The following is a 17,185-nucleotide window of genomic DNA, read 5'->3' on the forward strand; positions in this document are numbered from 1 at the left end:
GAAGGGCACCTAATTTAATATTATTGTCCCGCTTTTTTATACTTATTGACGCGTTAAATCCATTTAAAATGCTCCTTAATGGCGTTGGGCGTGACCTTCATTAAAATTTTTTAAACCTAATGGGACTTACCATTAAGAGGGCGAGGATTAAAGTAATCCATGCATTACTATATGAAAACAATGCCATACCAGCCAATGATAATCCTGCAGCTGGAATAGGTAATCCCTTAAAATATCCAATAGTTGGTTTAATACTAAATTTAGCTAATCTTAAAGCACCCATTGTTGGGAATAGGATAAATGCCAAAGAAGTTAAAATAGAAGGTGTTGCTATCGTATGAAATAAAAGCGCAGGAGCGACGCCGAAACTAACAATATCAGCTAAGGAATCCAATTCTACGCCAAACTCACTGTTCACTTTTAATTTTCTTGCAATTCTTCCATCAAGAAAATCTAAAACAGCTGAAAAGAAAATGAGAATGGAGGCTGCTCCTAAATATTCACTCATATTCAAGGTGATTGAGAAAACACCGCACAATAAATTTCCAATCGTAAATAAATTCGGTATAACTTTTACAAGCTGATTAAACAAGTTTGTTCCTCCTAAATTAATTAAACTTCACATTTCTGTAGCAATTTCTATATATTCTTCCGTTATTCTTAAAAATATATGACCACTGTATTACTGTAAGCTAATTAAATTTCGATAAGAGAAAAATTGATTTCTTAAATGTTCCACTGGTTTATAAAAATGTTTAATCATTTTCAGTACGCGTTATTGAATATTAGCACCTGATAGTTGATATTTCGAGTAGTCAGGGATTTTCCGGTTCTGGTGCAAAAAATTCAAGGTAATTAAAAATAATCTCTAAAAAGGAGACATAATGATACTATTATTTTAAAAAGGTTCGTGGTTGGTATCGAATATAAAAAAATAGAATTTTTATACAAAAATCACCCGAAAGGGTGCCTTTTGTACCTCTTAAAATGACTGAAGATGTGTTTACTTGAGTTCATTAGGTAGTTAGAGGTTGATAGACTATCTTTAACGAAAATGTTGAGTAGTTCATCTTCATTATATATCAATTTAATAATGATTGGGGATTTAGAAAGTTCCATGGAAAGTACATATCAACCTGATTGGAAGATTGGAAATTTAATAACTGGTGATACATTTTACTTAACACAACATTTTGGTGCGCAAATGAAAATTTTTAAAGTCCACACAAATGGTACCCTAGAACGATTCCAAACAATAGAACCAGAATTAAAATAAAATTTTTGTAGCATCAATTAAATTCATTTCTTTTTATGCAAACACACTTTCAGCGGAACTAACTTCTTCACTATTTTGCGCTGGAAAGACTTTATAAAAAATGGTTACGTTTTCTGATCTTGAAATAACCCTCTCAAATTGCAATCCTGCTTTTTCTAAAAGCTTTACTGCATCAACAATAGAAGTAATTGCTACAAAAGTTTTTCAAATAAAATTTATAAAAGCTTGATAGGTAATGCCAAGGGAAAAGACCGTAGCTACTATATGTGCAGTCCATTTAGGCATATTTAAATTTAATACGGTATTGTACAACATTCCATATACGATACAAATGATTAATATGAATGCAATGAATTGAAGAACTAATAAAAATAGCGGTTGTTCCATTTATTCTCACTTCCTTTATTTGATATATTAATATAATTTATTTAAATGTGAAAGTTTTATTTCTATGAATTTCCAAAAAATGTGATATGAAAGGCATAGTAGTAATCACAAGAATTACTGCAAAACTATAATGGAACTAAAAGTATTATGACGAGATCAGTAAAATAGTAAAGAAGGTCACCATTCACGGCGACCTTCTTTACTATGCGTTATACCCAAATAATTTTAAATCTTCTCCTGAATCTGAAATGATTTTCTCAAATCGTAATCCTACTTTTTCTAAAAGCTTTCCTGAGGCGATGTTATCTATAGAAGTAATTGCTACAATTCGTTTCATGTTGAGCTTTTGTACACCGTATTCGATTATCGCAGAAGCTGACTCGTAGCCGTATCCTTGTGAACGGAATGTCTCTAAAAAGGCAAATCCGATATCAACATCTTCTAATGAATCTCTTTTAATAAGGCCACACATACCAAGTGGAGTGAGATCTTCTTTTCGTTCTACTAAGTAAAGGCCAAATCCGAGTTTGTTATACATATCGATGGGACCGTTTACAATATAATTTTTTGCATCTTCTAAGTTTCTAACTCCTTTGTCACCGATAAACTGAATCCATGCAGGATCGTTTACTAACTCAAGAATAAAAGGAGCGTCTTTTATATCAAACCAACGAAGGTTAAGACGTTCGGTTTCAAGAACTATCAATTATTACACCACCTTTAAAAAGTTATAACAATTAGTATGGATTGTGTAAAACAAAAGTGCAACATATTTTAATGGAGCTTTGTTTGTTCACATAAAGTTCGTTTGTTTTGTATAGAGAGATATTTTATAATTAGGATTGATTGTAAAGAGTGAGATGCTTATACAATGACTCCTAGGTGACTAGGAGTTTTTACTATATAACTATCATTATTACTAAATATGACACACTACACATTCTACTCAAGGAGGTACATAATGAAGAAATTATATAATGCATCGTTTACGTATTTGATTATCGGTTTATTATCAGGGATTTTCGCTAGGGAGTATGGTAAGTATAAAGGGATTTTAGGATCTACTTTGTTAAATCTTTTGCATACACATACACTTGTACTTGGCTTTTTCTTCTTTTTAATTGCTTTAGGATTAGCAAAAGTATTCGCGTTTCATGAAGTGCAAGGGTTTAATAAGTGGTTTGTTTTACATAACATTGCATTAACATTAATGTTAGGTTCGCTAGCAGCGAGAGGGCTTCTTCAGTTAAATGGAGCTGACTTTAAAGGGTTAACTTATATTGTAGGATTTTCTCATTCGTTGATGGCAGTTACTTTAATTTGGTTTATGTTGTTAATAAAGAAATCGTTTAAAATGTAGTGGGAAAGAACTTGTAGCGTGTGCTGCAGGTTCTTTTTTGTATGTTTAGGTTTAAAAATCTAATTTTTCTAATTATTTTGTATAAAGATGGTATACTTGTTTTAAATTTAAAAAGGAGAGTTGATTATGGAAATAACAATTGAACATGTAGTAAATGAATTAAAAGGCATACTTCCTGAAGATCGAGTAGTAATAAATATGACAGTACGAGAGTTACATAGTAAAGATGAATCTTACCATGTTAGTAGTTTACCTGATGTAGTTGTTTTTCCAAAAACGACCGAAGAAGTTAGCACGATAATGAAAATAGCGAGTCAGCACGGAACAGCTGTCGTTCCATTTGGAGTAGGGTCCAGTTTAGAGGGACATGTAATTCCTTACGAAAAAGGAATTACAATGGACTTTTCTCTTATGAACAAAATACTTGAAATAAGAGAAAAGGATTTTCTTGTGAGAGTACAACCAGGGGTGACGCGCTCTCAGCTTAATAAAGAATTGAAAAAGTATGGATTATTTTTTAGTGTAGACCCAGGAGCTGATGCAACGTTAGGAGGAATGGCTGCTACAAATGCGAGCGGAACGACAGCGGTAAAGTATGGGGTAATGCGTGATCAAGTCCGAGATTTAGAAGTCGTTCTTGCTGATGGAGAAGTAATACATACCGGGAATTTAGCGGCGAAGTCATCATCAGGTTATCATTTAAATGGTATTTTCGTAGGCTCAGAAGGAACACTTGGATGTTTCACGGAGTTAACTTTAAAAGTATACGGTATACCAGAACATGTTATGGCTGCGAGGGCATCGTTTCCAACTATAAATGATGCAGTAGAAGCTGTAATTAACATATTACAGGCAGGTATTCCAATCGCGAGAATTGAACTCGTTGATGAATTATCTATGAAACAAGTAAATCATTACAATGAAACAAGTTACAGAGAAGAACCGACACTGTTTTTAGAGTTTCACGGCAATGAAGCAGGGTTAAAGCAAGATATTGAATTTACGAAAGAAATCGTTCTTGATCATAAATGTATAGAAATTGCGTTTGAGATGGAAACAGCAGCGAGAAATAAACTGTGGGATGCAAGACATAATTTAGCGTACTCTTACGTGCATAGTTATCCTGGTAAAAAGCTAATGAGTACAGACGTATGTGTGCCAATTTCGGAATTAGCTGGAGCGATTCAACATGCGAAAGAGGTATTAGATAAAGTAGGGCTTATTGGCGGTATTCTCGGTCATGTTGGGGATGGGAATTTCCATGTACTCTTAATGATTGATACAAATGATAAAGAGGAAGTGAAGAAGGCAGACGAAATAAATGAAAGTATCGTTCAGTATGCTCTTAAACGAGGAGGAACGTGTACAGGAGAACATGGCGTTGGAATCGGAAAACGAAAGTATCAAGAAGAAGAGCATGGGGCAGCATTATTTGTAATGGAGAAAATAAAGAAAGCTCTTGATCCGCAAAATATTTTGAATCCGAATAAGGTGTTTCAATTAAAAGATAGGGGCTGAGTGGATGAAAGTACTAGAAGCGATAAGTAATGTAGCTGGAAAGTATTTTGCATTTTGGACCGGCTGCTGCACTCCCAAGTGTATTAGCAGCAGTATGGCATAACATTGCAGGGCCAATATTAGCAACCATCTGGTCAAAAAATGCAAAGAACACTTTCAGCGATGAAAATGTATCAATAAATATAGAAAAATAGGAATGATAAATAATGCAAAAACGTATTGTACATTTTGAAGGAATGGTTGTATTTTTAGCCACGATTTATATGTATTCGATATATGAGTTTAGTTGGATTATATTTTTTGTATTCCTTTTAGCGCCGGATCTATCAATGTTAGCATATGGGATTAATAATCACGTTGGTGTGAAAATATATAATGTATGTCACACATATATCATATCCATATTAATTGTTCTACTAGGTGTCTATTTTAAGATAGATACCGTTATAATGATTGGCTTAATATGGACAGCACATATTGGAATGGATCGAATGTTTGGATATGGATTGAAATATGAGACGGATTTTAAGGATACTCATATTCAACGGTTATAATTTGTTTTGAGAAGAGGGGTACGTTGAAGCAGAGAATTGCTATCGAAGAATATAATGTCAAATGGGAAAGTGAATTTAATAAACTACACACTCTTATTAACAATGTAATGGAAGACAGCATTGTATCTATTGAACATGTTGGGAGTACATCTGTTAAAGGGCTTGCATCAAAACCAATACTAGATATTGATATTGTAATAGAAGAGTACGAAATTTTTCATGAGGTAGTAAAAAAACTTGAGAAGATAGGGTACTATCATCAGTTAGAATGGAGCTTTAAAGGAAGAGAGGCGTTTGGAAGAAAGGATACGTTCGTTCCATGGAACGGGGGAAATACAGTTTGGATGGAGCATGTGTGTGATAAAAATAGTGAAGAGTTGAGAAGGCATATAGCGTTTCGAGATTACCTTCGTGAACATACTGAAGTAGCTAATAAGTATGGAAACTTGAAGGAAGAGTTAGCAAGAGAGTCGAAAAATCGATCTAGTTATATTGAAGGTAAGACCGTATTTATTACAAATATATTAGAAAAAATAAACTAAGGCAGCATGGAATACATGCTGCCTATTGTTTTGAAATAGAAAGCTGCCATTATAAAACAAATACAAACTGGCCCTGTTGATTGATGCGGTTACTAAATATAATAGGAAATAAAATAGAAAAGAGCGGAAAAGAGGGAGCTTATGTACATACCAAAATATTTCGCAATACAAGATGAAGAGATGAAGTACGAAATAATGGAACAAAATAGCTTTGCGACATTATTTTCTCAACATAACGGAGAACCATATGCAACGCACTTGCCGTTGTTGCTAAATAGGGAGACCCTTACTTTACATGGTCACTTCGCACGACCGAATGAACAGTGGAAAGATATTGGGACTCAGCAAGTACTAGCTATATTTCAAGGACCACATAGTTACATCTCTCCGTCATGGTATGAAACAAACAATGCAGTACCAACATGGAATTACGTTGCAGTGCATGTATATGGTGAATTAGAAATTGTTGAAGATGAGAAGACATTAGTAGATTCTCTTCAAGATTTAGTAAATAAATATGAAGATCCAGAGAGCACCTACTCACTTAATGATGTAGATCCAAATTATATGGGAGGATTAAGTAAGGGAATAGTTGGATTCAAAATAAAGATAAATAAAATAGAAGGAAAAGCGAAGTTAAGTCAAAATCATTCTGTAGAGAGACGGAATTTAGTTGTGGAGAAACTTGAGAAAGTTGGTAGTGAGGAGAGTAAGAGGATTGCGGAGTTGATGAGAAAATAAAGCCTACATGAAAGGGAAATATTCTAAATAAGCGTATTTAAAAAGACCTTCTTAATTGAAGGTCTTTCATTTTTTAAAGTGCTTTTTCAGTTGTTGTTGAGTTGTAGTCTTTACTTACGTCAACGGATTGAACAAGGTCAGGTCTTTGTGGTGCAGGAAGATCAGCATGACCCGCTTGGTATGTAAATGAACTATGAATGCCAGTAGCCAAAATACCGAAAACAGATAGTCCTAAAAAAACAGAGCTAATTTTTTTAATCATTTCAATGCCCCTTTCTCAAACGTTTTTTCTTTTGCTTGTAACGCTTTATGAAAATATTCACTTGCCTTAATATGGTTATTTTCACTATAAAATTTAACAGCTAATTTTTCTGAGTATTCTTGAGTGTAGTTATATAATAATTCTTTGTCGAAAAACGTAATTCCTTTAAGGATAATTGTTTCTAATTCTTCAGAACCAACATTATTATTTAGTTCGTTTAGAATTTTAAAATGATATATATATTCTTCATTATTTAATTCCGTACAAATTTTTAACCCTTTTTGGATTAATCCTTCAGCGATACTTGTTTCATCTAGTTTAGAGTGTTCTCTTGCTTGCAAGAAGAGAGCCTTGAAATGTGTTGGTTTCTTTTCGGTCACTTCTGATAGGTGACGGATTGCGAGTGTGGAGAGGTTTTGACTGGCATACAACCAACCCAAATTATTACGTACACTTAAAATTAATTCTTTTTCATCAGATTTCTGTAAAAGGTGTATTGCTGAATTATATTGCTCTTCTGCTTGTTCATATTGTTTTAAATATACAAATGAGGCACCTAATGTATTTTTACATAATCCAACTTTAACTTCAAAGCCAGTTTGTTTATCGAAAATCTCTTTAGCCTTAGTTGCATATTCAATAGATTCAATTGGTTGGTAAAAGTGATAATGGAAAATCGCCATTCGATAATAAAATTCAGCATGCTCTAGATTATCAGTGTTATTTACTAATAATAACTTAGCCTGTTCATAATGTTCGCTAGCTAAGTTATAGTCTGTGGTTAAAGTTGCATAAATGCCTTTAAAGAAGTGATAGTAGTAAGACAGTGGATGATTGGATGAGATTACGTAAGAATCTATTTTATCAAAGCTATCTTTTGAAATACTTAAACTATCTGTCAAAACTTTATGTCGAAACTCTAGTAAGGAATGATATAATGCTAAATTTTCATCTTCTTCAAAGTTTAGTTCCTTTTCCTCAATTTCATGCTTTAAGTTTGCCGCTTGGGACACATCTTGTTTTAACATAGCTAAATACCAGTCATTAAATAATTTTGTAATTTGTTCATTACCTTGTAGTTGAACGTTCATGAAATCCCCTCACTTTTTGAATATTCTTATAAAATATAGTATCAAAAATAAAAATATTTAGAAATGATGTTTTATATTTCTCAATATTTGTTTAACAAGCTTACGAGTAAGTCTATTGGAATAGTGTAGAATTTGTTTTGGATTAAAGAAATGGCATCGGGGGATGTGCATTTTAAAGTTTTAGTTGAGTGGGGGGATATAAAAAAGGTGCGTTCACACAAATTATATGAACGCACCTTTTTACATATTAAACAATCAAGTCCCACAAAAAGTACGATAAGGGCGATTCGTCGGTGTAGGCGGAATGCAGTATTCTTCTTGATCTGTAGAATACGCATAAGGGTTTGATAAAGCTTCAAGAAGTTGCTCCATTACGCTATAGTCGTCATTTGTAACAGCTGCTTCTAGTGCTTCTTCTACACGGTGGTTCCTCGGGATGATTGATGGGTTATTATTTTTCATCATCTCGTAGGCGTTTTCTTTTGATTGTTCTTGTCTTTCTAATCGAGATTGCCACAGTTTGTACCATTCTTTAAATTCAGGACTTTCAAATAGAGCTGTATTTTCGATAGCATCAAGAGTTAATGAACGGAATGTATTTGTGTAATCCGCTTTATATTTCTCCATCATTTTTAAAAGTTGCTCAATAAGTGATTGATCTTGTTCTTCGTTGCTAAATAGTCCTAATTTCTTTTTCATTCCAAGGAACCACTGTTTTTCATACTGTACGCTAAATTTCGAAATTTCGTCTTGAGCGATTTTTAATGCTTCTTCTTCATCTTCGTGCAAAATTGGTATTAAAGATTCAGCTAGTCGTGCTAGATCCCATGCGGCCATATATGGTTGATTTCCATATGCATAACGACCTTGTGTGTCAATAGAGCTAAATACAGTTTCTTGGTCGTAATTGTCCATAAATGCACAAGGACCGTAATCAATTGTTTCGCCACTGATCGTTATATTGTCAGTGTTCATTACGCCGTGAATAAATCCAACAAGTTGCCATTTTGCGATAAGACTGGCTTGTCTTTTAATGACTTCTTGTAGTAATGCAGTATATCGGTTTTCATGAGATTCAATTTCTGGGTAATGCCTTTTTATCGTATAGTCAGCTAGTGATTTCAGGTCCTCTATTGAACCACGAGCTGCAGCATATTGAAATGTACCGACGCGAATATGGCTACTAGCTACTCTAGTTAAAATTGCTCCAGGTAACTTTGTTTCACGATAGGTTGGTTCACCGGTTGTGACAACTGCTAAACTGCGGGTAGTTGGAATATCGAGTGCATACATTGCTTCGCTAATAATATATTCACGTAGCATCGGACCGAGTGCAGCACGGCCATCTCCTCGGCGTGAATAGGGAGTAGGCCCAGAACCTTTCAGTTGAATATCGAAACGCTCACCTGAAGGAGTAATTTGTTCGCCAATTAAAAGAGCACGACCGTCGCCTAACATATTAAAATGTCCGAATTGATGGCCAGCATATGCTTGAGCTAATGGATGAGCTCCTTCTGGGAGTGCATTACCAGCGAAAATAGCAATTTCAGCTTCCTTTTTCAGTTCTTCAGGGGTCAAGCCAAGAGATATCGCTAATGAATGGTTTAGTTTAACTAACTCCGGTGAACTTACGGGAGTAGGGGGGATTTCTGTATAAAATGATTGTGGTAAAGTCGTATAACTATTATCTAAATTCCAACCTGTTTCATTATTTTTAGTCATTGTATCTCCTCCTTTTTGTATTTTAAATTATGTATTTGTACGTATATATTCTTTGTAAAGTTAACTAAAAGTATAATATAATATTTCCCCTTGCAATCTATTGTAAGGACTTCATTGCACTATGTCTATTTAACAGCAAATACAAAACTCCATTTTTAAAAAAATGGAGTTTTTATTATTACTTAATTTTTACGATTATTTTTCCTTTTGCTCTTCCAGCCTCGGAATATTCCATTGCTTTTTGCGCATCTTCAAAAGGGAAAACTCGATCGATTACCGGTTTGATTTCACCAGCTTCAATATAGTTTGCAATAGTACGTAATTGATCCCCACTTGGCTTCATAAATAAAAATGAATATTGAGCATTATGCTTTTTTTCAAGTGCAGTAAGTTTTTTGCTGGCTAATGAAAATAAGAGAGTTTTAAAGAATCCTGAACCAAATTCTTTACCGAAGCGAGCATTCGGCATGCCTGAAACGGAAACAATGTTTCCTCCCCTTTTTATAATATTGAATGATTTTTCAAGTGTTGCACCGCCGATTGTATCAAATACGGCATCATAATTTTTTAGTATATCTTCAAATTTCTCTGTTTTGTAATTAATAATTTCATCTGCGCCAAGAGACGTTACTAAATTCGCACCAGCTTCACTAGCAGTCGTTGTAACAATGGCACCCATTATTTTTGCTAACTGAATAGCGAAAGTACCAACACCACCGGATCCAGCGTGAATTAAAATCTTTTGTCCTTTTTGTAATTGCATGATGTCATGTAATGCTTGATATGATGTTAAGCCAACGAGTGGAATCGAAGCAGCTTCCTCAAAACTTAAATTTTTCGGTTTTAAAGCTATATCATCTTCATGAATGGCTATATACTCCGCGAAAGTACCAATCTTATTTTTTCTTGGACGAGCATATATTTCATCACCAACTTTAAAACGAGTTACTTTTGATCCAACCTTCGTGATGACACCGGCAAAGTCGTTACCAAGGATTAGGGGCATTTCATATTTCAGTAACATTTTTACTTTTCCGTCGCGTATTTTAAAATCAATTGGGTTAATGCTAGCTGCATGAATTTCTGCGAGCACTTCATACTCATTTATTTCAGGAGTAGGTACCTCTGCCATACGCATTGGGACTTTTCCATATCTATCAATTATCATTGCTTTCATTTCTTATACCTCCAAGTTTTAATAAAAGTTTTGCAATAGCTTCTCAATATCTAATACAAGATTTTTTAATAAACCTAATTTTGTACGTATATCAATATAATAAAAATTCTTTGTACCTTCTTTTCTCATTAAAATAATGCCAGCTTCTCGTAAAATCTTAAGGTGATGTGATACTGCTGGACGGGAAAGGTGTGTTTGCTTCGTGATTTCTCCTACACGTAATCCTGTTTGACATTCCGTTTCCATTAGCACTAATAAAATAGCTTGACGCGTTTCATCACCAATTGCCAATAATACTTTTTGAGAATCAATAAAATCTTTTTTTATAATATTTAATTGTTCTTGTTTATTCATTTCAATCACTTTGCCTCCAGGTAATTAGTCGAAAGGTTTAAGATGATGAACCATTACTTCGATACGGTAATGCTACATGATTGTTGTATGAGGTGCAATATTGAGAAAGAAAATCGAGACGAATGAATTTTTTATTGTTGAAAATTATAGGGAGATAGAAAAGGGATTGGAAGGACTACATAACACAATAGATGAGGTTTTAAAAACAAAAAATGATGTAACAATAAAATAAGCGGTCGTAACCTTGTATAATCCATAAGGTTACGACCGCTTATAATGTTTGTATTATTTTTGAATTTTACGATAGAACATGGTTCAACGTAAAGTACGTTCTTTTGTTTTACACTTTCATACAGACACAATTCAGGTGATTATAGATGTATGAAAAGGTAAAAGGAATTTTGGGGCGTAATCTATCTATATGATAATTCAAAATGAAATATAAGTCTATATTTTAATGTTTTTTTTGATTATATTTATGTCACTGAGCTCAGAACAATGATTTGGAGGGGAAATATATGAAATCGAATTATGTACCAGTTTTAATTGTTGGAGGGGGATTATCTGGGTTAGCGTCTGCGTTATTTCTTGCAAAACATAACATTGAGTACTTACTTATTGAAAGGCATCCGTCTACTGCCATTCATCCGAAAGCAGGCGGTCTTACTTTACGTACAATGGAGTTATTTCGAGAATTAGGCTTGGAAAAAAGAATTAAATTGGCAGGTAAAGCATTAGAGAACTGCCGAGGAAGAATAGCGGTTCATACAATAGCTGAGGCGAATAAAGAAGAATTGGAACAAATGAGAGCGACACAATACGGAAACGATGAAGAGTTACTTCAAAAAATAGAAAAGATTAGTCCATCAAAACAAACTGCGTGTTATCAAATTATTTTAGAAGAGATGATGTTACAAGAAGCGAAAACATTAGGCGGGCAACTATCTTTTTATCATGAATTAGTTTCATTTGAACAAAGTGAAAACGGGGTAAAAGCAAAGATTCGAAATCGTGAAACAGAAAAAGAAAGTGTCATACATTGTGACTATGTAATTGCAGCAGATGGAGCGAAAAGTAAAATACGTGAGCAGTTAGGGATTAAAACTGAGGGTCGTGGAACCATTGGTGGCTATTATATGAATATTTATTTTGAAGCAGATTTAAGAGAGTTTATACAAGGAGACGCATTCGGTTTTTCGATGGTACTTCATCCGGAGGTTCTTGGTGCACTTATCCCGGTTGATAACGTAAAAAAATGGATTTATCATGTAGCCTACGATCCGTTAAAAGGAGAGGGGCTAGAGGACTTCACTATAGAACGTTGTAAACAAATTATTCAAATAGCAATTGGAAGTACAAATGTTGAATCAAAAATATTAAGTGTTTTACCGTGGGAAGCGGCCGAAAGTACAGCGGTGAAATTTCAAGGGAATCGAACCTTTTTAGTTGGAGATTCAGCACATATTATGCCGCCAACAGGAGGATTTGGTTCAAATACAGGAATACAAGATGCGCATAACTTAGCTTGGAAATTAGCGGCTGTTATAAAAGGGAAGGCAAAACCAAAACTGTTAGAAACATATCATGAGGAGAGACACTCTGTTGCAAAATTAACGACAGCTTATGCAAGTAGTTTACTGTTTCGTGCTGCGAATAGAGAGGAAGGCAGTTTGAATAATATGGATGGTTTAGCTGTTACAGTTGGATATCAGTATTGTTCAGAGGCAATTATAGATGATTCAGTCACTCCGCATAGAATGGATAGCATAGAGTTGAACGGAAGACCTGGAACGCGAGCGCCACATTTATGGGGAACGTATGAAGGGAAGAAAGTTTCTACATTAGACTTATTCGGTAACAGTTTTGTATTACTTACAGGAGTAGAAAATAGTTCTTGGGCTGAGGCAGCACATGCTGTTTCAGCTAAATTAGGAATAAATATAAAAGGGTATCGTGTTGGCTTAAGTGGAGACTTTGTTGTTCCAGAAGATATTTTTAGTAAATTATATGGTATAGAGAATAGAGGTGCTGTATTAATTAGACCAGATGGCTTTATCGGATGGCGTTCGGAAAAAACGGTAGTAAATCCAGATATAGTATTGGAAGAGGTAATGAGAAATTTATTATGTGATTTTTAAGTAACTACAGAAATATTGTTTTATGTGCTTCACTCTACTGAAAAAAATATTCACAAATTTCAATAGGTTTGATATGATTAAATTCGACAAGTTAATAGAGGCCGGAGATATTTGAGAAAAGCCATAAATTTATTTAGGGACACAGGAGTGTAGCCTAAATAATTTATGGCTTTTTTTATTGAATGAACCGTACAAAATAGGGAGTTACATGTGAAAAGGAGGGCTATAGGAATTAAATAGGATAATACTAGTTTTCTATATTAATAATATAGAGAAAGTATATTTGTAAGATTGGAATTTTAATATAGGTTTATAAAAATATTGAAAGTGTGTCTTCTATTTCGTGTAAATCTCATTAGCTTGTTGAAATTTGCAACGTAGGAAGGGTTAGAAGGATGAGAAAGATTATTAGCGTTTTAGTTATTTTCTTTATGACGGGGAGCATCTTTGCTGGGGGAGCTGTTCATGCGAAAGCAGAAGGAAAGCATGAATGGAATACGAATAAGTTTTTAAATATTGCACATCGCGGAGCAAGTGGACATGCACCTGAGCACACTTTTGCTTCTTATGATTTAGTGAAAAAAATGAAAGCGGATTATTTAGAGTTAGATATTCAATTAACAAAGGATGGCCAATTAATTGCAATGCATGATACAGCGGTTGATCGCACTACAAATGGAACAGGCGAAGTACGTGATAAAACGTTAAGCGAAATAAAGAGTTTAGATGCAGGATCATGGTTTAATAAAGCGTATCCAGAAAAGGCTAAGCATGAGTATGTTGGGCAAAAAGTTCCAACTCTTGAAGAAATTTTTCAAAAGTATGGAAGAAGTATGAAGTATTATATTGAAACAAAATCACCAGATGTGTATCCAGGAATGGAAGAGAAATTGTTGGCGTTGTTACAAAAATATAATTTAGTAGGTCAAAACATGTCTTCTAGCCGTGTTATGATTCAATCATTTAGTAAAGATAGTTTGAAAAAGATTCATAGTATGAATGAAAATATTCCATTAGTTCAATTGCTTTGGTATTATCCAAATGAAAACAATGAAATTGTTGAATGGTCTGGCATTACACAGGAACCGAAAAGTGTAACAAATGATGATTTTCAAGAAATTAAAAAGTATGCAGCTGGTATTGGACCAAACTTACGTAATGATAACGGGGAACTAATTATTGATGAGTCCTATATGAAAATGGCTAGGAAAAATGGACTGTTAATTCACCCTTATACAATTAATGAGAAACCAGATATGAGACTGTTAATCAAATGGGGTGCTACAGGAATGTTTACAAATTATCCGGATCGATTACATAGTGTATTGAAGGAAAAATAAGTGGAACAGGGTATACCAGTGTTTTAGGTATACCCTTTTTAATCTAACTCTCCGATAAACAGAATCTCTTTTTCATAGCATTCATCTGCATCATAAATAATTTCTTGAAAGTGAAGCGTTTTGAAGGAATGACAAACTGACATTTCCCATGTCTCCCAAAAATCAATTTCATTTGAAAGAAGAATCCATTTTTGAAATTCACTATCTCTATTAAAGAAATTATGAAAGTAGTCCTCATTTTTAAATATAATGATTTGCGAATCCCACAAATTATTTATAGAAATCAAAACAACAACTCGATATGTATGTGTATCGCTCGGTTTCATATTTATTAAATGATTTGCTTGATTTAATAAGGTTTGAATACATAACCGTTTTACTTTTCTAGGTGTTTTACGAGAGTCAATAAAAGCTTGCGAAACTGGCAATAGCATATTCCAATATTCATCGTTATAGAAAGTAGAAGGGAACGATTTTGTATGTTCCTCAATTCGCTTTATCATAGTGTTTGTTTTTCGTTTCATACCACGTATTTTCTTTTCACGCATTGTGAGTCATCTCCATAAATTTTTGTAATGCAGCAGAGTGATATATATCTTTTCTAGTAATAAAAGTAGTAGGAACTTTTTTGAAGCTATTTGGCAAAGGGTTGAATGATATGTCATGTTGATGACCATTTAAAATAGACTTCATCATAATTGCTATGCCCATACCTGATTTTACACATGCGAGTATCGCTTCAATTGTTCCAAACTCTAATACTCGCTTAGGTGAAATTCCTTCTTCTTGAAGCCAATCTTCTAATAAATTTCTATAATAGCACCCGTGACTAAATGCAAGTAAATTCATGTCTCCTATGTCTTTAAAGGAATATAAAGGCTTTTTGCTAATGAGAACTAATTCTTCTTCACGAAATATATTTGTATGAAGTTCAGCATGCTGAGTAGAGCCAGCTATAAACGCTCCGTCCAGTTTTCGTTCTAGTACAAGCCTAATCAATTGTTCCGTCGTATTTGATTCTAAAATCAATTCGACTTTTGAGTATTTCTCATAATAGGCCGTTAATATAGATGGAAGTCTTACAGCGGTTGTAGATTCTGTACATCCAATTTTTAAAGTGCCCCTTAGTTCGATCCCATTACTTTGAACTGCTTTAACAGATTGATCCATTAAGTGGATAATTTGTTTAGCGTATGTTAATAAAATCTCACCGTTAGAAGTTAAAGTTACACCTTTTCCGTTTCGGTAAAATAAAGGTACACCTAGTTCATTTTCTAGTTGTTTCATACGCATTGTTACGCCAGACTGTACATAGTTTAAATTTTTAGCTGCGTGAGATATGTTTTTTTCTTTCGCAACTTCGTAAAATACAGTTAAATCTTTTATATCCAAGTATCATCCCTCCAGAAAAGGTATCATTTTTTTTGATGGATTACATGATAAATCTTTATTTTATATGATATCAGAACTTTCATACAATGGAAGGGGATGGAGGGATTATTGTGTTAATGGAAGAAAGGGTGAATAGTACTTATAAGTGGGTTATGTTAATTTTTGCGACGGTTGCTCAAACAACAGCGACACTTATAACGTATGGTGTTGGAGCGTTTGCTTTATTTTGGAAAGAAGAATATGCACTTACGAATACGGAGATTGGATTGTTAGTAAGTGTTGTAAATATAGGACCGCTATTTTGTATGCTTTTTGTCGGGCGGCTACTTGATCAATACAATGAAAAGTTGTTAATTTCGATAAGTTCATTTTTACTAGGAGGTTCGTTTTTACTGACTAATATGGTCAATGGATTTAATGGGTTACTCTTTGTACTTTTATTAGTAGGAACGTTTTATAGTGTTTCGCAGCCAGGAGGAAGTAAGGTGATAATGAAGTGGTTCTCAAAAGAAAATCGCGGGTTAGCGATGGGGATTAGACAAGCCGGTATACCGATTGGTGGTACATTAGCGGGAGTATTGATCCCGTTTCTTACAATAAAATATAATATGGCCTATGCGGTAAATAGTATTGCATGTATTTGTATAATTGGAGGGTTTTTATTTTTTATATTTTATAAGGAACCATATATTCAAGAGAAAGTTAAACAAGAACGTAGTAAACTTTCTTTTTGGATGCAGTTAAAAGAAGTGATGTGTAAAAAAGAGTTGTATGCAATTTATATAACTGGCATTTGTATGATTTCATTGCAAATGGTGTTAGTTGCGCACTTTATAAAATTTTTAGTATTGGAACAATCAATCACGCCAATTTTAGCTGGAAAAGTATTTTCCGTTATGTTCTTTTCTGGAATGGTTGGTAGGGTTATATTAGCAGCTACTAGTGATTTATTTTATAAGGGGAATAGGCGTACCCTCTTATTTATAACTGTTTGTATTTCTATTTTCTTTATTCTAATATTAGTAATGAGCATACATACAATAACGAATGTATTGTATGGTGTAAGTGCGTTGTTAGGATTCTTTTCAATTGGATGGTTTAGTCTTTTTATAACTGAAGTTGCGGAATCAGCAAGTGAAGAATCGGTAGGGATGACAGTGAGTTTTGCACTTACATTAAATCAAATTGCCATTATTGCTGCGCCTGCTTTATTTGGTTATATTGTAGATAAGAAGGGATATACGTATGCGTGGTTATGCATAGTTGTATTACTAACTATTTCAGCGGTTAGCTTATATAGGAAGTATAGAAAATGAAGGAATGTTAGCAAT

The 17,185-nt window shown here is 33.9% G+C and carries 20 protein-coding genes and 1 pseudogene; 11 read left to right on the forward strand and 10 right to left on the reverse strand.

Features of this window, described 5'->3' with window-relative positions:
* Positions 1 to 100: 100 nt before the first annotated feature.
* Entirely contained in the window at positions 101 to 592 is a 492-nt protein-coding gene (pssA, locus tag DN401_RS04510; protein WP_000483080.1) for a CDP-diacylglycerol--serine O-phosphatidyltransferase, read from the reverse strand.
* Between the two features lie 501 nt (positions 593 to 1,093).
* Between pssA and DN401_RS04515 the strand changes: the two genes are divergently transcribed.
* On the forward strand, positions 1,094 to 1,276 hold the full coding sequence (locus DN401_RS04515) for a DUF5065 family protein (protein ID WP_002000399.1): 183 nt from the start codon (positions 1,094 to 1,096) through the stop codon (positions 1,274 to 1,276).
* Between the two features lie 204 nt (positions 1,277 to 1,480).
* On the opposite strand, the gene DN401_RS04520 is transcribed toward DN401_RS04515, so the two are convergent.
* On the reverse strand, positions 1,481 to 1,663 hold the full coding sequence (locus DN401_RS04520; protein ID WP_000437513.1) for a hypothetical protein: 183 nt from the start codon (positions 1,661 to 1,663) through the stop codon (positions 1,481 to 1,483).
* Positions 1,664 to 1,865: 202 nt separating this feature from the next.
* On the reverse strand, positions 1,866 to 2,369 hold the full coding sequence (locus DN401_RS04525) for a GNAT family N-acetyltransferase (RefSeq protein ID WP_000636203.1): 504 nt from the start codon (positions 2,367 to 2,369) through the stop codon (positions 1,866 to 1,868).
* A gap of 255 nt (positions 2,370 to 2,624) precedes the next feature.
* Here DN401_RS04525 and DN401_RS04530 point away from each other — a divergent pair, with 255 nt between their 5' ends.
* The 6 genes and pseudogenes from DN401_RS04530 to DN401_RS04555 all read left to right on the forward strand — a co-directional run bounded on the left by DN401_RS04530 (position 2,625) and on the right by DN401_RS04555 (position 6,378).
* Entirely contained in the window at positions 2,625 to 3,023 is a 399-nt protein-coding gene (locus tag DN401_RS04530) for a DUF2871 family protein (protein ID WP_000737896.1), read from the forward strand.
* Positions 3,024 to 3,149: 126 nt separating this feature from the next.
* Positions 3,150 to 4,541, forward strand: coding sequence for an FAD-binding oxidoreductase (locus DN401_RS04535; RefSeq protein ID WP_000406585.1), 1,392 nt, complete (start codon positions 3,150 to 3,152; stop codon positions 4,539 to 4,541).
* Between the two features lie 50 nt (positions 4,542 to 4,591).
* A pseudogene (locus DN401_RS04540) lies at positions 4,592 to 4,735 on the forward strand (bile acid:sodium symporter family protein); the annotation flags it as partial.
* A gap of 12 nt (positions 4,736 to 4,747) precedes the next feature.
* Positions 4,748 to 5,095: a DUF4260 domain-containing protein gene (locus DN401_RS04545; protein WP_149287586.1), complete on the forward strand. Its 348-nt coding sequence runs from the start codon at positions 4,748 to 4,750 to the stop codon at positions 5,093 to 5,095.
* 23 nt (positions 5,096 to 5,118) lie between these two features.
* On the forward strand, positions 5,119 to 5,637 hold the full coding sequence (locus DN401_RS04550; RefSeq protein WP_149287587.1) for a GrpB family protein: 519 nt from the start codon (positions 5,119 to 5,121) through the stop codon (positions 5,635 to 5,637).
* Positions 5,638 to 5,778: 141 nt separating this feature from the next.
* A complete protein-coding gene (locus tag DN401_RS04555; protein ID WP_000275796.1) occupies positions 5,779 to 6,378 on the forward strand; it encodes an FMN-binding negative transcriptional regulator in 600 nt (199 codons plus the stop codon).
* A gap of 73 nt (positions 6,379 to 6,451) precedes the next feature.
* Here the strand turns inward: DN401_RS04555 and DN401_RS04560 are convergent, their stop codons facing one another.
* From DN401_RS04560 to DN401_RS04580, 5 genes are all read right to left on the reverse strand, one after another.
* Positions 6,452 to 6,640 carry a Phr family secreted Rap phosphatase inhibitor gene (locus DN401_RS04560; protein ID WP_000592016.1) on the reverse strand — a complete coding sequence of 63 codons (189 nt, stop codon included), beginning with the start codon at positions 6,638 to 6,640 and terminating at the stop codon, positions 6,452 to 6,454.
* Positions 6,637 to 7,731 (reverse strand): response regulator aspartate phosphatase, encoded by a 1,095-nt coding sequence (locus tag DN401_RS04565; RefSeq protein ID WP_001102703.1) that lies wholly within the window; start codon positions 7,729 to 7,731, stop codon positions 6,637 to 6,639. Before DN401_RS04565 ends, DN401_RS04560 begins: the two co-directional genes overlap by 4 nt.
* Positions 7,732 to 7,986: 255 nt before the next feature.
* A complete protein-coding gene (locus DN401_RS04570; protein ID WP_149287588.1) occupies positions 7,987 to 9,453 on the reverse strand; it encodes a protein adenylyltransferase SelO in 1,467 nt (488 codons plus the stop codon).
* Positions 9,454 to 9,631: 178 nt separating this feature from the next.
* The gene (locus tag DN401_RS04575; protein WP_000646436.1) at positions 9,632 to 10,630 is read right to left on the reverse strand and encodes an NADP-dependent oxidoreductase; all 999 of its coding nucleotides are present in this window, start codon (positions 10,628 to 10,630) and stop codon (positions 9,632 to 9,634) included.
* Positions 10,631 to 10,648: 18 nt separating this feature from the next.
* Positions 10,649 to 10,993 carry an ArsR/SmtB family transcription factor gene (locus tag DN401_RS04580; RefSeq protein ID WP_000571870.1) on the reverse strand — a complete coding sequence of 115 codons (345 nt, stop codon included), beginning with the start codon at positions 10,991 to 10,993 and terminating at the stop codon, positions 10,649 to 10,651.
* 91 nt (positions 10,994 to 11,084) lie between these two features.
* Between DN401_RS04580 and DN401_RS30100 the strand changes: the two genes are divergently transcribed.
* The 3 genes from DN401_RS30100 (at position 11,085) to DN401_RS04590 (ending at position 14,462) form a co-directional block, all read left to right on the forward strand.
* A complete protein-coding gene (locus tag DN401_RS30100; protein ID WP_001227549.1) occupies positions 11,085 to 11,216 on the forward strand; it encodes a hypothetical protein in 132 nt (43 codons plus the stop codon).
* A 286-nt stretch (positions 11,217 to 11,502) separates the two neighbouring features.
* Positions 11,503 to 13,122, forward strand: a complete 1,620-nt coding sequence (locus tag DN401_RS04585; RefSeq protein WP_149287589.1) for an FAD-dependent oxidoreductase — start codon at positions 11,503 to 11,505, stop codon at positions 13,120 to 13,122.
* Positions 13,123 to 13,517: 395 nt separating this feature from the next.
* Complete coding sequence (locus DN401_RS04590; RefSeq protein ID WP_001226333.1) at positions 13,518 to 14,462, forward strand: glycerophosphodiester phosphodiesterase; 945 nt, start codon at positions 13,518 to 13,520, stop codon at positions 14,460 to 14,462.
* A 38-nt stretch (positions 14,463 to 14,500) separates the two neighbouring features.
* On the opposite strand, the gene DN401_RS04595 is transcribed toward DN401_RS04590, so the two are convergent.
* Positions 14,501 to 15,010, reverse strand: a complete 510-nt coding sequence (locus tag DN401_RS04595; RefSeq protein ID WP_086385090.1) for a DUF3916 domain-containing protein — start codon at positions 15,008 to 15,010, stop codon at positions 14,501 to 14,503.
* A complete protein-coding gene (locus DN401_RS04600) occupies positions 15,003 to 15,854 on the reverse strand; it encodes a LysR family transcriptional regulator (RefSeq protein ID WP_149287590.1) in 852 nt (283 codons plus the stop codon). Before DN401_RS04600 ends, DN401_RS04595 begins: the two co-directional genes overlap by 8 nt.
* Before the next feature lie 86 nt (positions 15,855 to 15,940).
* Here DN401_RS04600 and DN401_RS04605 point away from each other — a divergent pair, with 86 nt between their 5' ends.
* Positions 15,941 to 17,170, forward strand: coding sequence for an MFS transporter (locus DN401_RS04605; RefSeq protein WP_006923421.1), 1,230 nt, complete (start codon positions 15,941 to 15,943; stop codon positions 17,168 to 17,170).
* The last annotated feature ends 15 nt before the right edge of the window (positions 17,171 to 17,185 follow it).

Source organism: Bacillus sp. BF2-3 (assembly GCF_008368795.1).
Classification (GTDB): Bacteria; Bacillota; Bacilli; order Bacillales; family Bacillaceae_G; genus Bacillus_A; species Bacillus_A cereus.